Raw genomic sequence first — 21,138 nt, 5'->3', positions numbered from 1 at the left:
GATAATAAAACTAAACTTTTTTTCTTAGCATTAAGAAAAAAATCTTTCATCAAAAAAGGCTACCCTTTCAGGTAGCCTCTTGCATTTATGTTTGTTTGTGTACTTTGCTTAGTTATTTAAAGCCTCTGCACCACCAACAATTTCAAGTATTTCATTGGTAATGGCAGCTTGCCTTGCTTTGTTGTAGGTCAATTTAAGCTGGTTACGTAACTCGGTAGCGTTGTCGGTTGCTTTGTGCATAGCCGTCATACGGGCACCGTGTTCCGAAGCAAATGAATCGCGTATCGCTTTATACAACTGCGTTTTTAATGACAGCGGAATAAGGTTTTCCACAATCTCCACTTTCGAAGGTTCAAAAATATAGTCAAGCGGTGCGCTGCTTACATTTTCTTCTTCTATAGGAGCTAATGGCAGGAATTGCTCTGTAAGTACTTGTTGAGTGGCTGCATTTTTAAAGTGGTTGTATACCACTTCAATTTTGTCATACTCTCCGGCTGCAAACCTATCCATAAGGTCTTGTGCTATATCAGCAACATTTTCAAACGTAAGGTCATCAAAAACACCACTACGGTCGCCTGCTATAGTACAAGTTCTTTTAAGTGCATCGCCTGCTTTTTTACCTACAGCCAAAACTTCTACAGTTTTACCTGCATAAGCTGCCTGTAATGCTTTAACCTGCTTAATAATGTTAGCATTAAAAGCACCACAAAGCCCTCTGTTTGAGGTAATGGCTACAATAAGCACTTTATTCACCTCACGTTGTTCTGCAAAAACACCACCGGCATCACCCTCAAGTGTAGCGCTTAGGTTTTGCAGTAACTCAGTAAGTTTTTCAGAATAAGGTCTCATGGCAGTAATAGCATCCTGCGCCTTTTTTAGTTTCGCTGCCGATACCATTTTCATCGCACTTGTAATTTGCATTGTGGATGAAACGGAAGCAATCCTACTACGTATTTCCTTTAAGTTTGCCATTTGTTTATAGTATTGAGTAGTGAGAAATTAGTATTGAATTTCCTCAATAAACACAACTCTTGATAATTTAGTAGTGAGTAAAGAAACCCCAATACTCACTACTAAAATCTAATATCTTAATTAATACTTTGCTGCTACTTCTTTCGCTGCTTTTTCAAGTACGTCTGTAAGCTCATCGGTAAATTTACCTGCTTTAAGCTGGTCTAAAGTATCTCTGTGCTTAGCGTTTAGGTACTCTATATAGTCAACTTCAAATTCTTTTACTTTATTTACCGGTACATTTCTTAGTAAGTTTTTAGTACCTGCGTATATAATAGCAACTTGGTTTTCTACTTTAAACGGATCGTTTACCGCTTGCTTAAGTATCTCAACGTTACGCTTACCTTTCTCAATTACGTTTAAGGTAGCAGCATCAAGGTCTGAACCGAACTTAGCGAATGCTTCCAATTCACGGAACTGCGCTTGGTCTAGTTTAAGCGTACCTGATACTTTTTTCATTGACTTAATCTGAGCGTTACCACCCACACGTGATACTGATATACCCACGTTAATTGCAGGACGTACACCTGAGTTGAATAAATCAGACTCCAGGAATATCTGTCCGTCAGTAATCGAAATTACGTTTGTTGGGATATATGCAGAAACGTCACCCGCTTGTGTTTCAATGATTGGTAGTGCTGTTAATGAACCTCCACCTTTTACAATTGGCTTTAATGTTTCAGGAAGGTCGTTCATTGTTTTAGCAATATCATCATCAGCAATTACTTTTGCTGCACGCTCCAGTAATCTTGAGTGAAGGTAGAATACGTCACCAGGGTATGCCTCACGTCCCGGTGGTCTTCTTAAAAGAAGTGATACCTCACGGTATGCTACCGCCTGCTTAGATAAATCATCATAAATGATAAGTGCAGGACGACCTGTATCACGGAAGTACTCACCTATTGCAGCACCTGCAAACGGAGCGTATACCTGCATTGGCGCAGGGTCTGATGCGTTTGCCGCTACAATAACAGTATATGCCATTGCACCTTTTTCTTCAAGTGTTTTAGCAATACCTGCAACAGTAGATGCTTTTTGCCCTACCGCTACATATATACAGAATACAGGCTTACCTGCATCATAAAATTCTTTTTGGTTAAGTATGGTATCTATACAAACAGTTGTTTTACCTGTTTGACGGTCACCAATTACAAGCTCACGCTGCCCGCGTCCTACAGGAATCATGGCATCAATCGCTTTAATACCTGTTTGCATTGGCTCGGTTACCGGCTCACGGTATATTACACCCGGTGCTTTACGCTCCAACGGCATTTCATAAAGGTCTCCACCAATAGGGCCTTTACCGTCAATTGGGTTACCAAGTGTATCTACAACACGACCAACCATTTCTTCACCTACTTTAAGTGAAGCAATACGTTGTGTACGCTTAGCTGTAGAGCCTTCCTTAATACCTGTTGAAGGACCTAGCAATACTACACCCACATTGTCTTCTTCCAGGTTTAATACAATAGCCTCCAAACCATTTTCAAACTCTACTAATTCGCCGTATTGAGCATTAGAAAGTCCATAAATGCGGGCAATACCGTCACCTACATTAAGAACGGTTCCTACCTCTTCTAACGTAGCACCCGATTGAAAACCGGACAATTGTTTCTTTAATATTGCTGAAATTTCAGCAGGTTTAATTTCTGCCATAATAATTTTTATAATTTAACACTTACGTGTATGGTATAAATACTAATTACTTAACTCTCTTTTTAATGTTGTAAGACTTTGCGCTACAGATGCATTTAACTGCTTGTCGCCTATTCTTAATATAAACCCGCCTATAATTGCAGGGTCTACTATGTTTTTTAGTACTAACTCTTTGCTTGATATTACTTTTGCTTTTTCAAGCACTTTTGCTTCAAGCTCAGGTGTTATAGGGAAAGCGGTAGTTACTACTGCTTCCTCTCTGTTATTTACTTCGTCGAACAAAATACCGAATTGTACAGCAATTTGCTCTAATATCGGGAATCTTTTGTTTTCTAACAACAGTCTGAAAAGTCCTTTTGTAGTGTCTTGCGATGCAGCAAACACTTCTTCTAATGCAGATTTTTTTACTTCTGCTTTTACATCAGGACTAACAATAAAGCTTTGCAGCTCACTATTTTCGTCTATAGTTTTTGCTATCAGTGCCATATCTTCACTAACCTGGGTAGCATTACCTGCTTCCTGAGCTGTTTCCAGTATGGCTTTTGCATAGCGTATTGCGGCTCTTGAACCCATAAACTATTAGCTTAATTTTGCGTCTTCTAACATTCTCTCAACTAATTCAGTTTGAGCTGTTGTATCAGACAGTTGATTTTTAAGGATTTTTTCTGCAATCTGTAAAGAAAGACCTGATACTTGCGTTTTAAGCTCAGCCATAGCAGCGTTTTTCTCGCTTTCTATTGTAGCTTTTGCCTGCTCAATCATTTTCTCTCCCTGAGCTTCTGCCTCATGTTTAGCATCAGCAATCATTTTTTCTTTAATCTCTCTTGCATCTTTAATCATTGCATCTCTTTCCGCTCTCGCTTCCTGTAGAATTCTTTGATTATCTGCCTGTAAGTTTTGCATTTCTTTACGTGCAGCCTCAGCAGCAGCAAGTGCATCTGCAATACCAGCTTCTCTTTCGGTAATAGCTGTCATTATAGGTTTCCATGCAAACTTTACTAATAATATTATTAGTATTACAAGAATAAGTGCTTGCCAGAAGAATAATCCGAATGAAAAATCATTTATTAACTTTTCCATCTATATAGTGTGTATAAAGTATTTCTTAATTAAATCATTTTTTTAAAACAACACCTGCAGCCAACCGCTACAGGTTGTTGTCTTATTTTTTTCATTATGCTGCGAAAAGCGCTGCGAAAGCAACACCTTCAAGAAGTGCAGCAATAATAATCATTGCAGTTTGGATTTTACCTGCAGCCTCTGGCTGACGAGCAATAGCATCCATTGCAGAACCACCGATTTTACCTAGTCCTAGACCAGCACCGATTACTACTAAACCTGCTCCAATAATTCCTGGAATTGTCATAACTATTTGATTTAAATGAATTAAAAAATATTACGTTTTATATTATAATTGGTTCTTCTTCTGTATGCTTGTCATGGTCTTCTTCGTGGTGGTGTTCCTGTACTGCCATACCAATAAATAGTGCTGACAGCATTGTGAATACAAACGCCTGAAGGAAGGCAACCAAAACTTCTATAACAGAAATGAACAATGTTAATGCAAAGAATGAAGGACCAGCAATCCAGTTTTTGAAGACAAAGATTAGCCCTATAAGGCTCATTACAACTATGTGTCCTGCTGATATGTTAGCGTAAAGACGAATCATAAGTGCAAATGGCTTTGTTAGTGTTCCTAAAATTTCAATAGGTATAAGTGCTATTTTCATTAGTACAGGTACATCAGGCATCCAGAAAATGTGTGCCCAATATTCTTTATTAGCACTAAATTGTGTAATGAAATATGTAAACAGTGCTAAACAAGCTGTAATTGCTATGTTACCTGTTACGTTTATACCAAGTGGTGTTAAACCGATAAGGTTTAGTATAAGGATAAAGAAGAATACAGTAAGCAGATAACCCATAAATTTTCTGTATTTCTTTTCGCCAATATTTGGTAAAGCTACCTCATCACGAATAAATATTACAAGTGGTTCAAGTACTCTACCAAACCCGGTTGGGATAGGACCTTTTTTATATGATTTTGCAAGTCCTGTAAACAGTAAAAACATTAGTATTGCTGTAATAAGCATTGCTACTACGTTTTTAGTTATAGAAAAGTCAAGTGGTTTTGCATTTGTAGGGTGATGATGCTCATCAAAATCAAGAGTACCTTCAGCATCCGTCTTATATATCTTATCGTGGTATAGTGCGTAGTATTCTCCGCCAGCTTCTACTATTTCTTCTCCGTGTTCAAATTTAGCAGCAGAAAAAACTTTAAGTCCGTTATCAATTAAAATTACAGGAAGTGAAAAACCGTAGTGCTCTCCGGTTTCTTCGTCTGAGAAAAACACAAAGTAATGAGAGTCCTGAAGGTGATGATCAACAAAAGCCTTTATTTTACTTTTCTTGTCAGCAGGCTCATGTTCATTATGAGAATCAGAATGAGCTACTCCTTCAGCATGCTGTGCATGCGCCTCCGTTTGTGCATGCTCCTGCTGTACATCATCAGAAACATTAGCAACAGAAAGCAAAGGTAATACAGCGATAAGGGCTGTTATTGTGTTCTTAAATAATCTTGCAGGAAACACCATCTTATTAAATGTCTTAATTTTACAGTCCTAAAATTTTGTGCAAAGGTACATTTTTAATTAATATACCAAGATGATTGGTAGAAAATTTTTAGCAAAATTTCAGCCTCTGTTTAAGTTTGTTATTTATTATTTAATAAACGTGCTGTATAATAGGCCTCTATTACTAAAAATAAAATAAACACTACAAAAAAGTTCATTTTCTCTGTAGGGTTTTCTATCGTTTTCGTTAGGATTGGTCTTGCAAACAAATAGCTAAAACCCATTTTGGCTGCGGTTAAAAAAAGAAAAACGTACCCTAGCTGCTCTTTTTTTTTCTTACTTATTACTATAAGTACTGCTAATATTACTACTGTAAAAATGTAAAAGAAAAGATATACTACCGGTAACGGATATATAAAAGAATCTGTCTCGCCCTTAAGATCGGGCATTTGGTACAATACTATATTTAAAACTAAAAGTACTGCGGCTATAAATGTGGTGGTTATAAAAATACCAAGATTTTTTTTCATGGTTATTTGTTGAGTTGGTTTACCTGCCTTATTACATTATATAAAGCGATGAAAACCCCCAGAAGTGTAAAAATTATACGATTAGTGTTTTTTATGTTGGAATATTCGTCATCCAGCCATCCGCCAAACCATGAAAATAAAAATATAATTATCCCCATTTGTAACGGAATGTTTATGAGCGCTATCCACTTATTGCGGTTATTATTATCCCGCTTGCTGCTCATTTATTTTGGAATTAGAAATTTGCTTTACAGCGTTTTTCATAGCACATGTAGCGGTAAACTCAGCGCCTTGCTCTACAGATAATGTACCTGTCACAACTTCGCCTGTAACATTGGCGGTGCTTTTTAGAGTTAACAACTCTTCCACCAACATTTTTCCTTTAAACTTACCTTCTATATCTGCATTTTTACATTTAACATCTCCACTAACTGTACCTGTAGTACCTATAACCAGTTTACCCTCGCATTGCAGGTTTCCTTCCAGTTTACCATCAAGGCGAAAGTCCGCTTTAGAAGTAATATCACCCGTAATAACGGTTCCTTCTACAATACGGTTTGTTTTACCGGGATCAGAATTTGTTTTTGTTTTAGGTGTCTTTTTTTCAAACATAGTATTGGTATTTATGTTTATTCGATAGCTTTAAATTCAGTAAAATTCTTTTTAATCTGAACTACCTTATAATCTTGATTAGATATAATATATGGGGTTTCTTTTATCTTATAGGTTTTATAGTCTTTAAGTACCGATACAGCGTCTTCGGCAGCAAGGTCGCTGTGGAAACCGTGTACTACCAAAAAGGCCTTAGTGTTTGTATATACATCCTGAGTAAGGGTTATTTTATTATTCAGGGCATCTTTAATATACTGCTGTATTTTTTCTTTTAACGGTTTTATTCTCTCGTCATTTGGGTCATCAAACTCAAAAACTATTTTCCATGAATCCGCAGGCTGACCAAACTCTTGCTTTTCTAAATACGGAACATTTGTTTTAAGTAATGTTTCTGCCTCTTTACCCTCTTCGCTGTTAGGGTAAGTAAGTGCCACAAAGTTTAGTGCTCTTTTATAACCGCTAACACCTTGTAGCCTACCAATAATTCTGGCTTTTAAAAGCTCGAATTTAGATACTATTTCTTCTCCGGTATAACGGTCTATATATTCATCTGCCAATATACTTGCCTCGCGTAAATCGCCTTGCTCATATTTTTTAAATAAGGAAGCATATATCGCTTCAGGGCTTTTACTGTTATCTGTTGCAAGAGATGGGTTTCTTATAATCTCCGCATATCGGCTATCAGGATATTCATCCAGTATTTGCTGTTTGTATATTTCAGCTTTAGCAGGGTCTATAATTTGATATATTTTATACAGATTATATTTAGAAGGTAATATTAAACGCTCTTCAGGTTCATTTTGTAATAATGCTTCCAGCTTATCAACCGCTCGTTGATATTCTTTAAACTTCTCCTTATATATAATACCTAACTGGTAATAGGCGAAGTTTCGTTCTTTTGCAAGGCTGTCTAACACCGTTTGAGAAGTGGGTAATTGATCTATATAAAACTCAGGTTTATAACGCTCATCCTCTTCCATATTTTCAGCCATAGCTACACCTAAACTATCTGCAGGCATATCATCATCTCCTAAAACAGATGCATTTCTAACTTCCGAAGCCCAACGCCAGTTATCCGCTAAAGGACGGTCTCCCCATCGTTTTTTAAACTCCAGCTTACCATAGGAAACTGTAGATGTGGTATAGAAGTAAAACTTACCTCCGCTTGCAGGATTACTTACCGCAGAAGCTCTGTCATTACCACGTGACGGTGATGATATTCCTGCATTTTTCTTAAATGCATCTATGCCACCTGTTGCACTTCTATTTCCTTGATTAAATGTTCCTGACTGATTAATATTATTTAACGCTCCTTGAGGTGACGATGAACCCGACATGTTTTTTTGCTTTCTGGCTTCTATTTCCAGTCTTTCCCTTTCGGCTTCATCTCTTTCTTTCAGCTTAACAATATAATCTTCGTAATATGTAATCTTACCATCCTGAGGTAGTGATGTTACATATAAAATACTATCGTTAGTTTTAGCTATAGCTTCATACTTAATTACATCAGCAAGGTTATCTCTTTTCTTTTTAAACTTTTTATACTCACGAGATCTTTTATCAAGATACGTCATGGTACTGTCATAATACATACCTGCTTTTGCATATACAGCATCTTCAAAATAAATTTCTCCTATATTTCTGTAGCCCGACGCTCTCAGGTAATTGTCTTTTGATTCTTGTCGTAACGATTTATTATAGTACGCTATTGCTTTATCATCAATGTCCTGCTTATCATAAAAAAGTCCTACCTGATAGTTAAGTACATCAAGGAAAGGTCTGTTTTCTCTGTCTTCCAACAAGTCTCTGTACTTCTCCATAAAAGCAAGCGTATCGCCACTTTTATAATCAAACTGACCTGCCTGCATAGCGTGCGACTGTATTACATAGCGTCTTGGTGATTTACGCTTCATTTCAATCACCTTTTGGAAGTATGCGTAAGCACTGTCCGGCTCATTTTGCTTCTCGTAAAGCTGACCTATTATAAAACGGTATCTTGCTTTTTCTTCTTTAAGTTCGGTATATTTTGCTGCTGTTTTTAAAACAGTAATAGCACTATCAGGATAGTCAATTTTAAGGTAGGCTTCTGCCATAATAGCATGTGCATCTGCATATACCTGGTCATCAAGTTCTGTAGTTCCTTCCAGTAAATCTTTAAGGTTTTTAAGTGCTATAGCCTCATTTTCTAAACGAATATTTGTTTTTGCACGCCATACTTTAGCCTGACCTATTTTATCACTTGTTGGGTATTTGTATAAAATATAGTTGAAAGCCTCCAGTGCAGGTACAAAACGGTTATCGTAATAACGCGCTTGCCCAAGCAGTAAGTGCGCCTCATCTATTTGAGGGTTTTTTTCGCTACCCCCTATATACATAGAGTGTTTTTGTATTGCTTTTGTTGCTTTAGTTTCGGCTCTTTCAAAGCTTGGATTTTTCTTTTCGGTAGGTTCCATTTCTTCCTCTGTAGGCTGCATACGCTCTACAGGAAGTACTTCCCAAAAATTATCCGTATAAGTAGTTTTCAACTCATTAACTCCTTTATCGAGAGCAATATTACCGTTGTATAAAACATTATACTCTGTTGTAACCGCATGATAGTTACGGTTAACAAAATTGTTTTTTTTGGTGGAACAGGCAGCTAAAAACCCGAACAATCCCAAAAAGAAAAAGTATTTATAGGTACTGGTTTTCAAATGTATAGATTTTACTCCTTTAAACTCTTAAAATCAAATTTTAGTATAAAGAGTGGTAAAAATACATTTCTTTTTTATAAGAGGGAAATTCTTTTAAGTTAAAAAGGAAACATGCAAAAAAATACCCCGCTACAGCGGGGTAAAATATAAATTATACTGCAAAAAACTCCTCGAGTTCTTTTAACGTTTCTTCTGATGTTTTTATGTCTTTTACTACAGAGCCTTTGTCTAATGCTACAATACGGGTACTCACTTCTATAGTGTGTGCCAAATCGTGGCTGGATACCAGTATGGTTACATTAGGGTCATCTGCTATTTCCCTTATAATTTTCTTTAACCTAAACTGTGTAGTAGGATCCAGGTTCGCAAAAGGCTCATCAAGTATTATTACTTCAGGGTTACCTATTAGTGCTGCTATAATACCTACCTTTTTTTGGTTTCCTTTAGAAAGGTCTCTTAAATACTTTTTCTTACCCAGTATTTCATCATTAAAGAAGTCTGCGTGTTTTGCCAATAAAGCATCAACATCTGCTTTATTAAACCCGCGAAGGTCTCCTATAAAATAAAAATACTCTTCAGGAGTAAGGTAGCCTATAAGGAAGGTTTCATCAATAAAAGCAGAGGTAAAAGGTTTCCAGTCTTCGCTTTCGTTTATTTTTATATTATTAGATGTTATGTATCCTTCTGATGGTTGAATAAGGTCTAACAGTAAACTGAAAAAAGTTGTTTTACCGGCTCCGTTATTACCTACAAGCCCGAAACTTTCTCCTTTTGGTATTTCAAGTGATTCTATATTTAATACAACTGTACCGTTGTATGCTTTTTTAAGGTTATGAACTTTTATCATGGTATACGTAACTTTAGTTTTTTTGTTTGTATGAGTGTAGTGTAGAATATTTCTCTGTTTTATACACTTTTTCTATCATTTTAAATACTGTGTTGCGGAAGGCAAAACCAAGTACTCCGGTAGCTATTACCAGTATTACTCCCCAGTGTTTTCCTATTAAGCCTTCGCCGATAGCGTACAGCGCCATAGGTAACAGCATTTTAGGTAAAGAAAGCAGCATGGTTTTTACATTAAATGCTTTTTTATCGCCAAATGCCTGTTTGGCAGAACCTAAATCAATAGGGGTTTTAACGTATGCCCCACCCAGTAAAACCAAATGTGAGTTCACGCCTATGTTGAATACTGCTGCTGCAATTATCATTAAATAAATATCTGCACCAAAATATAAATAGAAGGTTGCCAATATTGTACTTATTATTGTACCTATTACTACCAGCCACCATTTTGCCGAAATATATTCTTTGTATTTTATATTCTGGCTCATCATAAGCGGGTAGTAAGCACTGTCCCAGCTTGGCACAAACTGCCCAAACGTAAACATAAAACCTCCGGTTACAAATATGGCTGCAAACATGTGCATAAAGGTATTATCATACATTTCTAAAGCTCCGGTAAAGAAAAGTAAACCATAAAAAACGAATACAAAACTCATTATTACTGATGACCTTGAACGCTTATTACGCTTTATCATTCGTATATCGTTTTTAAGGAACGTTCCTAATACTCCGTAGCGGTTAAGCCAATTATAGTTTTCGGTACGTGCTTCTTCGTGTTTTTTAGAAAGCCCTGTGTCCAGATATAAATGGTTGCGGAAGTACTTAAAGGTTATTACCCATAATACAATTAATAAAACAGCAGGTATAGCTACCATATAGTTTGTACTGTATAAGCTATAAAAGAAAGTACCTGTATACTCCGTAACATCAAAAACACCGTAATACTGTAACCCAATAATAGCACCTACAATAACAACAAACCCTACTAAAAGGTTTGTTTTACTGTCTAACAACAAGTTGATGAAGTTATTACAGTATATAAAAAACAGTATGCCTAAAAACCATAGTAATGAACTAATGCCACCGTGACCTTGAGCTACTAAAATAATAGTAAAGGGTACTAAGAAAAACAGGTGAATAGTATTAAAAAACGATACCAGCGTTTTACCTATGGCAAAGTTTACTATTGTACTCCGTTTTATATTTAGGGTTAATAACGGCTTAACATTTATTACCGGTATTTTTTGCAGGAGTAATTTTAAAGTTAAATCGGCAATAAGGTAATATAGTACATACTTATTAACTGCTACAAGAGGCTCTGATCCGGAATCTTCTGCACCAAAATAGGCTATAAAACTCATGCCGACGAAAAGCAACATAAAGTATAGTGCCCCTATTATTTTAAGTATTGTAATAACTAAATTTCCTGTAAGTGCCGATGACCTGAAAAAGGCTTTCCACTCTAAGGATATGAATTTTTTAAACATTGTACTGTAAGTTGGTTTACATAGTTAGTAGCAAAATTTTTAAAATGTTACACTACGTGTATTATTCTTCAATAATACTATATTCAGGATATGTTTCTAAAAGGTGCTTTTGTGCTTTGTTTGGCAAAATATATAATGCGACATATTCAAATAAAATAATAGCAACTATAAGTATTGCTAGCACCGGAGTAAGTAAGGCAGACATTTCTCTTTCTTCGTATATATGAAGGCTTAGCTGAATGGGCAGGTATAACATGGAGCCAAAGCCTCCACAGCTAAAAATAATATCTTCTAACAACCACCGATGCCCTGATTGTTTTACTTTTTTGTTGTATCCCTTTTTTAGCTTAAACAGTTTTATTATGCTAACAACCATAATACTGAAAAGAAACAGGATATAAATATATGGCGATAATTGCAGCAAAACATATACTGCTGCTACAGCAGTAAAAGTACCTAAAAACTGTGGCAGGTGTAAAAAGTTTTTAAAATAACCCCAAAGCAATTTGTAGTATTTTTTTGTGAGCGCATTTTGTCTTTTCTCTACAATATCCGAGAAACCAAAAACACCAAACTTTTTAAATTCAGCCTGTAGTGCTTCCTCAAAGTCCAGTCCAGAGTTTTGCACCCAACGCTCCTCTATAGCATTAGCAAGGTGGTCGGCAAGTTCTGCCTGCAAGTCATAATGCTCTACAAAATGCTCGCGGGTAAACCGGAACAGCCTTTCCATTTGTGCTGCTGTTATTTTTTTAGGCGCTTTATTTTTATTCATATTGCTTTTTGTATTTTGCTGATAGTAATAATAACGTAATTGCACCTGTAGTTATAAAAGCTATAAACAGAGTATAGTATACTGATAACCAAAGCGAGTCACTTATTATTTTATCGGGTCTTATAAATACAAAAACAACATAAATACCTATCAAGCAACCCGATATCATTTTATCGACAACCGAGAACTTTTCCGTTTTTGTTTTGTAATTAATCTTATCAAAAAGTACTACTGCAATCAATAAAACAGTATAAGTTATGTGAAGTATATCTTTTACTGTTTCCAGTCCTGCCATAGCTATAGCTTTATACAAAATAATAAACAAAAGTGGCGTAAGCAGTAAACTTGTTGGTCGTACTATATTTTTAAGTATTAATTTAAAAGCACGCATACGGGCTGTTTTTGCAAACTGCTTGTTAGATGTTAAAAACTGTGCTTTGTTTTTAGCCATATACACTTTAAAATAGTTTTGGAAATCTTCGTCCTGTAAAACACTTTTTTCGCAATCAGCAAATTTAGTTTCCAAATCTGTGGCAATATGGTCTACCATTTCATAGCGAATATCAATATAGTTAATCCCCGAATTTTTCAGGTAATTATCTATAAAACCTATTTGTGCTGCAGTCAGTTTCATAATTAAAATTGTAAATCAGGGTTAGTCTTTGGGTTTACCAGTGTTTGCATATTACGTATAAACTCTTCCAGCTCTTCCAGTCGGTTTACCGTTTCTTTTTTACCGCTTTCGGTAAGTTTATAATACTTGCGCATACGGTTATCTACCTTAGCAACTTCCACATCCAGCAGCCCTTCTGCCTCCAGTTTGTGTAGTGCGGGGTATAGCGCACCTTCGGTAATATTTAGCTCTCCGTTAGTTGTTTTCTTTACTTTCTGGGTTATTTCATAACCATACATTCTGCCGTTTTCCTCCAGTAATTTCATAATTATTGTGGTAAGGCTTCCTTTATATAATGGTGAGTTTTTCATTATTCCGCTATTAAAATATCAAAACAAATATATACATAATTTTCTTATGCATAATAAACTTATGTATAAATAATTTATAAGAATTATGTGTTACCAGTATGTAATGTTTAATTTTGCAGATAAATGCATTATAAACTATGTCAACATTCAATAAACTAACTATAAAAGATATCAGGAGAGAAACTCCGGGAGCTGTATCTATAGCTTTTGAAGTTCCTGATAACTTAAAAGACGACTATAAGTATATAGCCGGACAATACATAAACCTTAAAACAGAATACGAAGGTGAAGAAGTGCGTAAAGCATACTCTATATGTTCTTCCCCTAACTGCGGTGAACTTCGTGTTGCTATAAAAGCGACACAATCAGGAGGGTTTTCAGCCTATGCAAATGAGTCGCTTACTGTAGGTGATGTTATGGAAGTAGGTACTCCCGAAGGCAAGTTTGTTTTTGAACCTAAAGCAGACAGGCAACGTAACTATGCAGCCTTTGCTGCTGGTAGCGGTATTACACCGGTACTTTCTATAATACATGCTGTGCTGGAAGGCGAGCCTAAAAGTACATTTGTGTTAGTATACGGTAACAAAACACCTGAAGATACTATTTTCCATCAACTGTTACATGATTTACAACTGGAATATGTAGGTCGTTTCTTTGTACATTTTGTGTACAGTAAAGCCCGCGCGGAAGATGCTCTTTTTGGCAGAATAGAACGCTCTACTGTAAATTTTGTCATTAAAAATAAGCATAAAGAAAAAGAGTTTTCTAAGTTTTACCTGTGCGGACCTGAAGAAATGATTAAAACGGTAAACGAGGTACTTATAGAAAATAATATTCCCGAAAAGAAAATTAAGTTTGAATTATTTTCTACTCCTAAAGCAGAGAAGGAAATAGAAGGAAACCTTGAGGGACACTCTAAAATTACAGTGTTGGTAGATGACGAGGAAACTACTTTTGATATGTCGCAAAAGATGACAATACTGGATGCTGCTTTAAAACAAGGTGTAGATGCTCCTTATTCTTGCCAGGGTGGTATATGCAGTAGCTGTATGGCACGCATTACAGGCGGTACTGCCGAAATGAAAAAGAATGCTATACTTACTGACAGTGAAATTGCTGAAGGTTTAATACTTACATGCCAGGCGCACCCTACATCTCCTGAGATATATGTAGATTATGATGATGTGTAAAAACATCTGAAACGTATATTAAAAAGGGCGGTTATTAAACCGCCCTTTTTATATTTCTTTACACCCTGAATATTACAGATACTTATTTACAGTATTAACAACATCCAAAGGTTTTATAGTACGCATGGCATCTTCATAACCGTCTACTTTTTTATTCCCGTATATAGATGTTGGTATTTTAGGGTATTTTTTCCTATCAACCGTTAAGGCATTACCCGCCGGCTGGTTAAAAGGTGCAAAACCAGCATAAGGGTGTGTTGCTCCCCAAAGCGTTACTACATTTACACCATACATAGCTGCAATATGGGCGTTACCGCTATCCATACTTATCATCACATCAAGGTTGCTTATTAGTTGCAACTCTTGTTTTAACGCCATTTTACCTGCAATAACCACTACATTACCATGCTTTTGGGCAAATTTATTAAGCCTGCTTATTTCGGCTTTGCCTGCTCCGAACAAAAACAGTTTATTGTTTTTATTTAACGCTAAAGAAGTTATTACTTCCTGCATTAAATCTTTCGGGTATACTTTTGCTCTGTGTTTTGCAAAAGGCGCAACGCCTATCCATTTTTGGTTGTGTTCCCCTGTAACAGATAATACATCCTGAGTTAGTTCCTGCTTTTCGGGAAATTCAATAGTATTTAAATCTACCGGTACGCCAAGTTTTTCAAAAACCTCGGCATAACGCTGTACAACAGGAATTAAAGGCTCAAAAACTTTGTCTTCAGAGCGTACTAAAGCAGCTCTTTTGTCTCGGGCTTTATCAAGCGTGGCTATAGGCTTGCCCTTCATTTTAAAAAGTTTTGTAAGTAATTTGCTGCGCAATACATTGTGTAAATCAGCAACAGCATATATGCGTAGTTCTTTAAGCTCAGAATATAATTTAAAAATGCCCAGCAACCCTTTATGTCTGCCTTTAGGTTCGGCTGCAAAAAAATCTAAGCGGGGTATACCGTTGAAAAAGGGCTTAAAAAAAGCCCTTGATACAACTGTTACTTTTACATTTTTATGTTGCGAGATAAGTGCTCTTATTACAGGTACTGTTATAGCAACATCTCCCATGGCCGATAACCTTATAACAAGAATATGCTTTTTTCTCGCCATATAGTACTATTTTTTGTTTTGGTATAATACCGGGTTTAGTTCCTCGTCATTATACATTTTCATCTGCTTGTATACTTTCATATACTTCTCTCCGCTTTCAATATCAGCAATAAGCTCATCTATAGCAGTAGAAAGATCTTTTTTCTGTTCAAGAAGTACATTTAGTTTTTCGGTACACTTAAGTTTGTGTTCCGCAGAAGCATCTTCTCTGGTTGCTTCTTCATTCATGTGGTATATTTTCAGTGCCAGTATAGACAATCTGTCTATAGCCCAGGCAGGACTTTCGGTATTTATCTTAGCCCCATCTTTCACCTCAACATCTTTATATTTATCTAAAAAGTAGCTGTCTATATACTCTACCATATCCGTACGCTCCTGGTTAGAAGCATCGATACGTCTTTTTAGTTTAAGTGCTTCAACAGGGTCTATTTCAGGATTACGAATAATGTCTTCCAAGTGCCACTGCACCGTATCAATCCAGTTTTTAGCATATAATAAATGCTCAATTTTATCTTTACGGAAAGGGTTATTTATGGGTTGGTCTACATTATCAAACTGATGATAATCTTTAATACTCTGTTCAAAAACAGGAAATGCTATTTTAGAAAACATATTTAAAGTTTTATTTACAAATATAGTTTTAATACTTTTATCCTGCTAACACAAATATTTTTTCACCTATGCAGGTACACCATATATCCCGTAACAACAGTATTCTCAATCATTTCATGGCACAGTTACGCGATGTGGATATACAAAAAGACAGTATGCGTTTCCGGAAAAATATAGAGCGAATAGGCGAAATTATGGCTTATGAACTTAGCAAAACACTGGACTATACCACTACAAATGTTACTACACCGCTGGGTGTTAAACAAACTTCACTTTTAAAAGATGGTGTTGTGCTATGCTCTATATTAAGGGCAGGTTTAGCTTTACATACAGGTTTTATGAACTTTTTTGATGATGCTGAAAACGGATTTGTTTCGGCATACAGGCATCATCCTGATGGCGGAGATGATTTTGAAATACTGGTCGAGTACAGGGCTGCGCCTTCTTTTAAAGATAAAACCCTTATACTGGTAGACCCTATGTTGGCAACAGGGCAATCGTTAGTGGCGGTATTTAATCAGCTTATGGAAAAAGAATCGCCTAAAGAGATACATATTGCTGTAGTTATTGCCGCTCCTGAGGGTGTAGCCCTACTGGAAAAAGAACTACCTGACCATTGCCACCTTTGGATAGCCGCACTTGATGAAAAACTTAACGACAAAAAATATATAGTTCCCGGTTTGGGCGATGCAGGTGACCTTGCCTATGGCAGTAAGTTATAGAAATTTAACCTTCATTGGTTTTAAGCAATCCTTCTGTTAAATACTCAATTTCAATATCAAAAGGATAATAATGATCAATAATCCATTTGTCACTTTTATAAATAAAAGACATATAAGGACTTAAATCCTCATTTTGTCTTATTAGTAAATTATCTCCTTCTTTTGGGGTATAATCAAAATCAAAACAGTTTTCAATATTTAAATTAAGTACTACCCATTCATCATTTAAACCTTTACCAATATCATCCTGAGGCATTTTATAAGAACCCATCTCAAAACAGTCTTTCTTTTTGCCCTTATACCTAAATAACTGCCAAATATAGATTAGTGGAATTTTATCATTCTTTTTATTATGAATTTTTATCAACTCTCCTTTTACCTTACGATAATATTCCTTTTCGCGAAATTTTATGGTTTCACTTTCACAAGTACATAATCTAATCCCTTTTGAAAAATCGCACATATAACTATAGTTGCATTACAAATAACACTATTACAATAAGTACTACTGTAATAAGCGCCAACTCTTTAAGCCAGTCTTTCTTTTGGTTTTCAAGGTAGCTTGTACCCATAACGGCAAGCGGAAAAAAACTGTACATAAATACTCCGTTATTTTTATTATCTGACAGCACATAAATGGCTACCCCTATTAAAAAGGAGAGTATTATTTTCCTACCTGCAAACTTCTTTTTTAAAGACTTATTATTTAATGAGCCTATATAAGGAAACAGGAATAATACCGATAGTAATCCTAAAAAGAATACTGCAATTCGCTGAAAAAGGTTATCAAAATATAAAAAGTCAAAACTTGTTGTCGCCTGTTCTATAATATGAGAAATATAGTCCTGATTAAATAGCAAAGATGCCATTGCTAATAAAATACCTACCCCGAAAAGCGCAATAAATGGTATAAGCCAGTTTTTGTAATCGCCGGAAACGTGAAATACTATCGACACGTATACCAGCAGTATAAATCCTATACTCCAAAAGTGGAATATGGCTGCAATAAATATCCAGAAACAGGCATCAAATATTTTTTGCTTGGGTGCTATTAAGGACTGTAATGATATTAACCGCCTTAATGCCAAAAGTATAAAAAAGTTAGCCATAATTATATTACTATTACCCAAAGCAGTAGGGAACAGTATTATAAAAGACAGGAAAAACAGCATGGTATAGGCGTTGTTTTCGCTCAGGTTGTTTTTTTGCGTTATAAAATTTACCCAAAATAATGAGAGCAGTAAAACAAACAGCAACCCTAACTTTTGAAATAAAAAAGTAGTGCTGTTTTCCGAATCAAAACTGCGGAAAATGTGTAAAAAATAGACCAATACAAGTGCAATGCCTACTATTACATGGTTTATAGGCCTCGATTTATTAAAAACACTTGCTAACATGTGGAAAAATTATATACTTTTGTGGATGTAAATATAATACTTGTTTAAAAATGAGAGCATTTTTTGAAGCTATAGGCTATCTTTTTACTGATATACTTTTTGTACCACTAGATTATATTCGCGCTCTTGAGCTTGAAACATGGTACGGAGCGAACCTAATTACCTGGATTTTCATCCTTATATGTTGCGCAGCTACTGTATATTGGATACAGCAACTACGCATATTTAAATCTAATAACGAAGACGAGCAAGATACTACGGCGCACTCGTTCCTTTCTTAATTAAAGGTCGAAACCGATATCTTTTCTATAATACATCTTATCAAAATGTAGATTTTCTATATTTTGATAAGATTTTTTTATGGCATCATCCCAAGTATCTCCGTAAGAGGTAACAGCTATTACACGCCCTCCGCTAGTTACTACATTATCACCCTGCTTTTTAGTACCGGCATGAAATACTATAGAATCTTCTATACTCTCAATTCCTGATATTACTTTTCCTTTTTCATACGCTTCAGGATACCCGCCTGATACTACCATTACTGTCGTAGCGCTTCTTTCGTCAATTTCCAGTATGGCATCTTCAAGTTTTTCTGCTGCTACTGCTTCAAAAAGGGTAACTATATCGCTTTTTAACCTTGGTATTACTACTTCCGTTTCAGGGTCGCCCATTCTTACGTTATATTCTATAACATAAGGGTCATCTCCTACTTTTATAAGCCCTATAAACACAAAGCCTTTATAGTCTATATTATCATTTTTAAGTCCTTCAATAGTTGGTTTTACAATACGGTTCTCTATTTTTTGCATTAGTGCTTCATCTGCAAACGGCACCGGCGATATTGCTCCCATACCTCCTGTATTTAAACCTGTATCGCCTTCGCCAATACGTTTGTAATCTTTAGCGGTTGGTAAAAGTTTGTAACTCTTACCATCAGTAAGTACAAAGCAACTTAGCTCTATACCATCAAGAAATTCCTCTATTACTACTTTGGCACTTGCATCACCAAACTTAGCGTCTACAAGCATGTTTTTAAGCTCCTGTTGCGCTTCTTTAAGGTTTTCCAGTATCAATACTCCTTTTCCTGCTGCAAGTCCGTCAGCTTTTAATACATAAGGTGCTTTAAGAGTTTCTAAAAACTTACATCCTTCTTCAACTGTATCTTTTGTAAAGCTGTTATAAGCCGCGGTTGGTATCTTATTTTTTATAAGGAATTTTTTAGCAAACTCTTTACTTCCTTCTAACTGCGCACCATGCTCTGATGGCCCTATTACAGCAACTCCTATAAGTGCTATATCATTTTTAAAGAAATCTGCAATTCCTTTTACTAAAGGGTCTTCCGGTCCTACTACTACCATTGCTACCTCATTAGCCAATACAAAATCTTTTACTGCCTCAAAATCGGTAGGGTTAACATTTACGTTCTCGGCAATAGCATCTGTTCCCGCATTTCCGGGTGCAACAAATAGTTTACTGCACTTTGGGCTTTGTGTTATTTTCCAAGCCAGTGCGTGCTCTCTTCCTCCTGATCCTAATAATAATATATTCATTGTGTGTTGTTTGTTATCTGTAGTTTATTAGTATGCTTTTTCGTCTCCGGTTATCATGTTTACAACCGTTTGAATAATAATTTTAATATCCAGTAGCATAGACCAGTTTTCAATATAAAAAACATCATATTTAATACGGTTTATCATATCTACATCTTCTGTTATTTCGCCTCTTGCTCCTCTTACCTGAGCCAGTCCCGTTATCCCCGGCTTAACGCTATGCCTAAAAAAATACTTCTTAATTTTACTTGTGTATAGCTCATTTATACTACCTATATGCGGTCGTGGTCCTACAACTGACATTTCTCCTTTGAATACATTTAAAAACTGGGGCATTTCATCAATACTGGTTTTTCTTATAAAACGCCCTATGCGTGTTACTCTGGGGTCATTTCTTACGGCAAGTTGCTCGGTAGTATCATTAACCTGCATGGAACGAAACTTATAGCAATAAAAATGTTCTCCGTTCATACCTGCCCTGCTTTGTTTAAAAAACACCGGCCCTTTTGACTCTAATTTTATCAATATTGCTAAAAGTGGTATTAACCACGACATAAGCAACAAAATAACCAATGATGAAAATAGAATATCAAAAACCCTTTTACTTAAATAAGCTACAGGTTCGTACAAAGGTGTTTTCCTTAGTGACAATAAAGGGAATACTTCATAATAATCTATTCTTAGATTTTTAGAAAATATCTCTTTAGTATCAGGTATAAATTTAATCGTTTTATTGTTTAGTTCGGCAAAGGCTATTAATTCTTTAAGTTGAGCATTGTTCAGTTCATTTATAGAGCAATAAATATCATTTACTCCATTTTTTTCAGAAAATTGTTTAATATCATTCAGTTTACCTACTATGTTTTCATTTTTATAATTGTCCGAAAAATATCCGAGAAAATTATAGCCATAGTCAATTCTGGAATCAAAAAGTTCTTTTAGGTTAATAGCCTGAGGTGTATAGCCTACTATTATAACATTACGCCTATTGCTGCCGGTAGTAATTCGATAACGTTTAAGGTATAAGAAAATTAAAAGTTTAAAAGAAGTTATGATAGTAAAAGCTACTACCATATACTCCGCTATTTTTTGCCCGCTAAATGTGGTTTGCTTAGCAAACGGAAAAAATGCTATTACTACTAATAAAAACAAAATACCCTGTCGGAATATTTTTGAGAGTATCTGAATTATTGTAGAGTAGCGGTAAACTTCGTAAAATCCTGAAAAATATGATATTATTGACCAACTAAGTATTTGATAAACTGTAAAATGTAAGTTATTTACATTTAGTTCATTCAAAAAAAAGCGATATAGTGTACTGATTATAAGTAAGTCGAACAGTATACTTATTGGTCTTAAATATTTTGAGTATCTCCCTCTTCCAGCTAAACTCATT

General features: G+C 35.6%; 24 protein-coding genes. 3 read left to right on the top strand and 21 right to left on the bottom strand.

Annotation, left to right across the window (positions count from 1 at the left end; genetic code table 11):
* Positions 1-108 precede the first annotated feature (108 nt).
* From atpG to IEW45_RS08705, 15 genes are all read right to left on the bottom strand, one after another.
* Positions 109-972: an ATP synthase F1 subunit gamma gene (gene atpG / locus IEW45_RS08775; protein ID WP_188620870.1), complete on the bottom strand. Its 864-nt coding sequence runs from the start codon at positions 970-972 to the stop codon at positions 109-111.
* A 120-nt stretch (positions 973-1,092) separates the two neighbouring features.
* Complete coding sequence (gene atpA / locus IEW45_RS08770; protein ID WP_188620869.1) at positions 1,093-2,667, bottom strand: F0F1 ATP synthase subunit alpha; 1,575 nt, start codon at positions 2,665-2,667, stop codon at positions 1,093-1,095.
* 42 nt (positions 2,668-2,709) lie between these two features.
* Entirely contained in the window at positions 2,710-3,240 is a 531-nt protein-coding gene (atpH, locus tag IEW45_RS08765) for an ATP synthase F1 subunit delta (RefSeq protein WP_188620868.1), read from the bottom strand.
* Between the two features lie 6 nt (positions 3,241-3,246).
* Entirely contained in the window at positions 3,247-3,747 is a 501-nt protein-coding gene (locus IEW45_RS08760) for a F0F1 ATP synthase subunit B (RefSeq protein ID WP_188620867.1), read from the bottom strand.
* 94 nt (positions 3,748-3,841) lie between these two features.
* Positions 3,842-4,033, bottom strand: a complete 192-nt coding sequence (atpE, locus tag IEW45_RS08755; protein WP_147582315.1) for an ATP synthase F0 subunit C — start codon at positions 4,031-4,033, stop codon at positions 3,842-3,844.
* A gap of 37 nt (positions 4,034-4,070) precedes the next feature.
* Positions 4,071-5,261 carry a F0F1 ATP synthase subunit A gene (gene atpB, locus IEW45_RS08750; RefSeq protein WP_188620866.1) on the bottom strand — a complete coding sequence of 397 codons (1,191 nt, stop codon included), beginning with the start codon at positions 5,259-5,261 and terminating at the stop codon, positions 4,071-4,073.
* Positions 5,262-5,380: 119 nt separating this feature from the next.
* Entirely contained in the window at positions 5,381-5,770 is a 390-nt protein-coding gene (locus IEW45_RS08745; protein WP_188620865.1) for a DUF6168 family protein, read from the bottom strand.
* A 2-nt stretch (positions 5,771-5,772) separates the two neighbouring features.
* Positions 5,773-5,994, bottom strand: a complete 222-nt coding sequence (locus IEW45_RS08740) for an AtpZ/AtpI family protein (protein WP_188620864.1) — start codon at positions 5,992-5,994, stop codon at positions 5,773-5,775.
* A complete protein-coding gene (locus tag IEW45_RS08735; RefSeq protein WP_188620863.1) occupies positions 5,975-6,382 on the bottom strand; it encodes a bactofilin family protein in 408 nt (135 codons plus the stop codon). The genes IEW45_RS08740 and IEW45_RS08735 overlap by 20 nt, the downstream gene beginning before the upstream one ends.
* A 17-nt stretch (positions 6,383-6,399) precedes the next feature.
* Complete coding sequence (gene porW, locus IEW45_RS08730) at positions 6,400-9,075, bottom strand: type IX secretion system periplasmic lipoprotein PorW/SprE (RefSeq protein ID WP_188620862.1); 2,676 nt, start codon at positions 9,073-9,075, stop codon at positions 6,400-6,402.
* A 151-nt stretch (positions 9,076-9,226) separates the two neighbouring features.
* On the bottom strand, positions 9,227-9,922 hold the full coding sequence (locus tag IEW45_RS08725) for an ABC transporter ATP-binding protein (protein WP_188620861.1): 696 nt from the start codon (positions 9,920-9,922) through the stop codon (positions 9,227-9,229).
* 13 nt (positions 9,923-9,935) lie between these two features.
* Positions 9,936-11,405, bottom strand: coding sequence for a DUF5687 family protein (locus tag IEW45_RS08720; protein ID WP_188620860.1), 1,470 nt, complete (start codon positions 11,403-11,405; stop codon positions 9,936-9,938).
* Positions 11,406-11,466: 61 nt separating this feature from the next.
* Positions 11,467-12,177: a hypothetical protein gene (locus IEW45_RS08715; RefSeq protein ID WP_188620859.1), complete on the bottom strand. Its 711-nt coding sequence runs from the start codon at positions 12,175-12,177 to the stop codon at positions 11,467-11,469.
* Complete coding sequence (locus IEW45_RS08710; RefSeq protein WP_188620858.1) at positions 12,170-12,811, bottom strand: hypothetical protein; 642 nt, start codon at positions 12,809-12,811, stop codon at positions 12,170-12,172. Before IEW45_RS08710 ends, IEW45_RS08715 begins: the two co-directional genes overlap by 8 nt.
* A gap of 2 nt (positions 12,812-12,813) precedes the next feature.
* Positions 12,814-13,161, bottom strand: a complete 348-nt coding sequence (locus IEW45_RS08705; RefSeq protein WP_188620857.1) for a PadR family transcriptional regulator — start codon at positions 13,159-13,161, stop codon at positions 12,814-12,816.
* A 137-nt stretch (positions 13,162-13,298) separates the two neighbouring features.
* Between IEW45_RS08705 and IEW45_RS08700 the strand changes: the two genes are divergently transcribed.
* Positions 13,299-14,351 carry a ferredoxin--NADP reductase gene (locus IEW45_RS08700; RefSeq protein ID WP_188620856.1) on the top strand — a complete coding sequence of 351 codons (1,053 nt, stop codon included), beginning with the start codon at positions 13,299-13,301 and terminating at the stop codon, positions 14,349-14,351.
* A 72-nt stretch (positions 14,352-14,423) separates the two neighbouring features.
* Here the strand turns inward: IEW45_RS08700 and IEW45_RS08695 are convergent, their stop codons facing one another.
* On the bottom strand, positions 14,424-15,458 hold the full coding sequence (locus tag IEW45_RS08695) for a glycosyltransferase family 9 protein (RefSeq protein WP_188620855.1): 1,035 nt from the start codon (positions 15,456-15,458) through the stop codon (positions 14,424-14,426).
* A gap of 6 nt (positions 15,459-15,464) precedes the next feature.
* Complete coding sequence (locus tag IEW45_RS08690; protein ID WP_188620854.1) at positions 15,465-16,070, bottom strand: DUF4254 domain-containing protein; 606 nt, start codon at positions 16,068-16,070, stop codon at positions 15,465-15,467.
* Between the two features lie 68 nt (positions 16,071-16,138).
* Here IEW45_RS08690 and upp point away from each other — a divergent pair, with 68 nt between their 5' ends.
* Complete coding sequence (gene upp / locus IEW45_RS08685; RefSeq protein WP_188620853.1) at positions 16,139-16,792, top strand: uracil phosphoribosyltransferase; 654 nt, start codon at positions 16,139-16,141, stop codon at positions 16,790-16,792.
* Between the two features lie 4 nt (positions 16,793-16,796).
* Here the strand turns inward: upp and IEW45_RS08680 are convergent, their stop codons facing one another.
* Positions 16,797-17,255: a hypothetical protein gene (locus IEW45_RS08680; protein WP_188620852.1), complete on the bottom strand. Its 459-nt coding sequence runs from the start codon at positions 17,253-17,255 to the stop codon at positions 16,797-16,799.
* A gap of 4 nt (positions 17,256-17,259) precedes the next feature.
* Complete coding sequence (locus tag IEW45_RS08675; RefSeq protein WP_188620851.1) at positions 17,260-18,189, bottom strand: DUF6427 family protein; 930 nt, start codon at positions 18,187-18,189, stop codon at positions 17,260-17,262.
* Positions 18,190-18,239: 50 nt separating this feature from the next.
* Here IEW45_RS08675 and IEW45_RS08670 point away from each other — a divergent pair, with 50 nt between their 5' ends.
* The gene (locus IEW45_RS08670; protein ID WP_188620850.1) at positions 18,240-18,470 is read left to right on the top strand and encodes a DUF6341 family protein; all 231 of its coding nucleotides are present in this window, start codon (positions 18,240-18,242) and stop codon (positions 18,468-18,470) included.
* On the opposite strand, the gene purD is transcribed toward IEW45_RS08670, so the two are convergent.
* A complete protein-coding gene (gene purD / locus IEW45_RS08665; RefSeq protein ID WP_188620849.1) occupies positions 18,471-19,742 on the bottom strand; it encodes a phosphoribosylamine--glycine ligase in 1,272 nt (423 codons plus the stop codon).
* A gap of 27 nt (positions 19,743-19,769) precedes the next feature.
* Positions 19,770-21,137 (bottom strand): undecaprenyl-phosphate glucose phosphotransferase, encoded by a 1,368-nt coding sequence (locus IEW45_RS08660; RefSeq protein WP_188620848.1) that lies wholly within the window; start codon positions 21,135-21,137, stop codon positions 19,770-19,772.
* Position 21,138: the final 1 nt, after the last annotated feature.

It is taken from the genome of Flavobacterium suaedae (genome assembly GCF_014642915.1).
In the GTDB taxonomy this organism is placed as follows: domain Bacteria; phylum Bacteroidota; class Bacteroidia; order Flavobacteriales; family Flavobacteriaceae; genus Flavobacterium; species Flavobacterium suaedae.
The sequence above is the reverse complement of the archived record's forward strand: the minus strand, read 5'-3'. Positions and strand labels throughout refer to the sequence as shown.

Coding starts and splice junctions, on each gene's coding strand:
- IEW45_RS08670 (WP_188620850.1), top strand. CDS start 18,240: ATGAGAGCATTTTTTGAAGCTATAGGCTATCTTTTTACTGATATACTT.
- IEW45_RS08675 (WP_188620851.1), bottom strand. CDS start 18,189: ATGTTAGCAAGTGTTTTTAATAAATCGAGGCCTATAAACCATGTAATA.
- atpA (WP_188620869.1), bottom strand. CDS start 2,667: ATGGCAGAAATTAAACCTGCTGAAATTTCAGCAATATTAAAGAAACAA.
- IEW45_RS08660 (WP_188620848.1), bottom strand. CDS start 21,137: ATGAGTTTAGCTGGAAGAGGGAGATACTCAAAATATTTAAGACCAATA.
- IEW45_RS08690 (WP_188620854.1), bottom strand. CDS start 16,070: ATGTTTTCTAAAATAGCATTTCCTGTTTTTGAACAGAGTATTAAAGAT.
- IEW45_RS08715 (WP_188620859.1), bottom strand. CDS start 12,177: ATGAATAAAAATAAAGCGCCTAAAAAAATAACAGCAGCACAAATGGAA.
- atpG (WP_188620870.1), bottom strand. CDS start 972: ATGGCAAACTTAAAGGAAATACGTAGTAGGATTGCTTCCGTTTCATCC.
- IEW45_RS08705 (WP_188620857.1), bottom strand. CDS start 13,161: ATGAAAAACTCACCATTATATAAAGGAAGCCTTACCACAATAATTATG.
- purD (WP_188620849.1), bottom strand. CDS start 19,742: ATGAATATATTATTATTAGGATCAGGAGGAAGAGAGCACGCACTGGCT.
- IEW45_RS08700 (WP_188620856.1), top strand. CDS start 13,299: ATGTCAACATTCAATAAACTAACTATAAAAGATATCAGGAGAGAAACT.
- IEW45_RS08720 (WP_188620860.1), bottom strand. CDS start 11,405: ATGTTTAAAAAATTCATATCCTTAGAGTGGAAAGCCTTTTTCAGGTCA.
- atpB (WP_188620866.1), bottom strand. CDS start 5,261: ATGGTGTTTCCTGCAAGATTATTTAAGAACACAATAACAGCCCTTATC.
- IEW45_RS08710 (WP_188620858.1), bottom strand. CDS start 12,811: ATGAAACTGACTGCAGCACAAATAGGTTTTATAGATAATTACCTGAAA.
- IEW45_RS08745 (WP_188620865.1), bottom strand. CDS start 5,770: ATGAAAAAAAATCTTGGTATTTTTATAACCACCACATTTATAGCCGCA.
- IEW45_RS08680 (WP_188620852.1), bottom strand. CDS start 17,255: ATGTGCGATTTTTCAAAAGGGATTAGATTATGTACTTGTGAAAGTGAA.
- atpE (WP_147582315.1), bottom strand. CDS start 4,033: ATGACAATTCCAGGAATTATTGGAGCAGGTTTAGTAGTAATCGGTGCT.
- IEW45_RS08735 (WP_188620863.1), bottom strand. CDS start 6,382: ATGTTTGAAAAAAAGACACCTAAAACAAAAACAAATTCTGATCCCGGT.
- IEW45_RS08740 (WP_188620864.1), bottom strand. CDS start 5,994: ATGAGCAGCAAGCGGGATAATAATAACCGCAATAAGTGGATAGCGCTC.
- IEW45_RS08760 (WP_188620867.1), bottom strand. CDS start 3,747: ATGGAAAAGTTAATAAATGATTTTTCATTCGGATTATTCTTCTGGCAA.
- atpH (WP_188620868.1), bottom strand. CDS start 3,240: ATGGGTTCAAGAGCCGCAATACGCTATGCAAAAGCCATACTGGAAACA.
- IEW45_RS08725 (WP_188620861.1), bottom strand. CDS start 9,922: ATGATAAAAGTTCATAACCTTAAAAAAGCATACAACGGTACAGTTGTA.
- upp (WP_188620853.1), top strand. CDS start 16,139: ATGCAGGTACACCATATATCCCGTAACAACAGTATTCTCAATCATTTC.
- IEW45_RS08695 (WP_188620855.1), bottom strand. CDS start 15,458: ATGGCGAGAAAAAAGCATATTCTTGTTATAAGGTTATCGGCCATGGGA.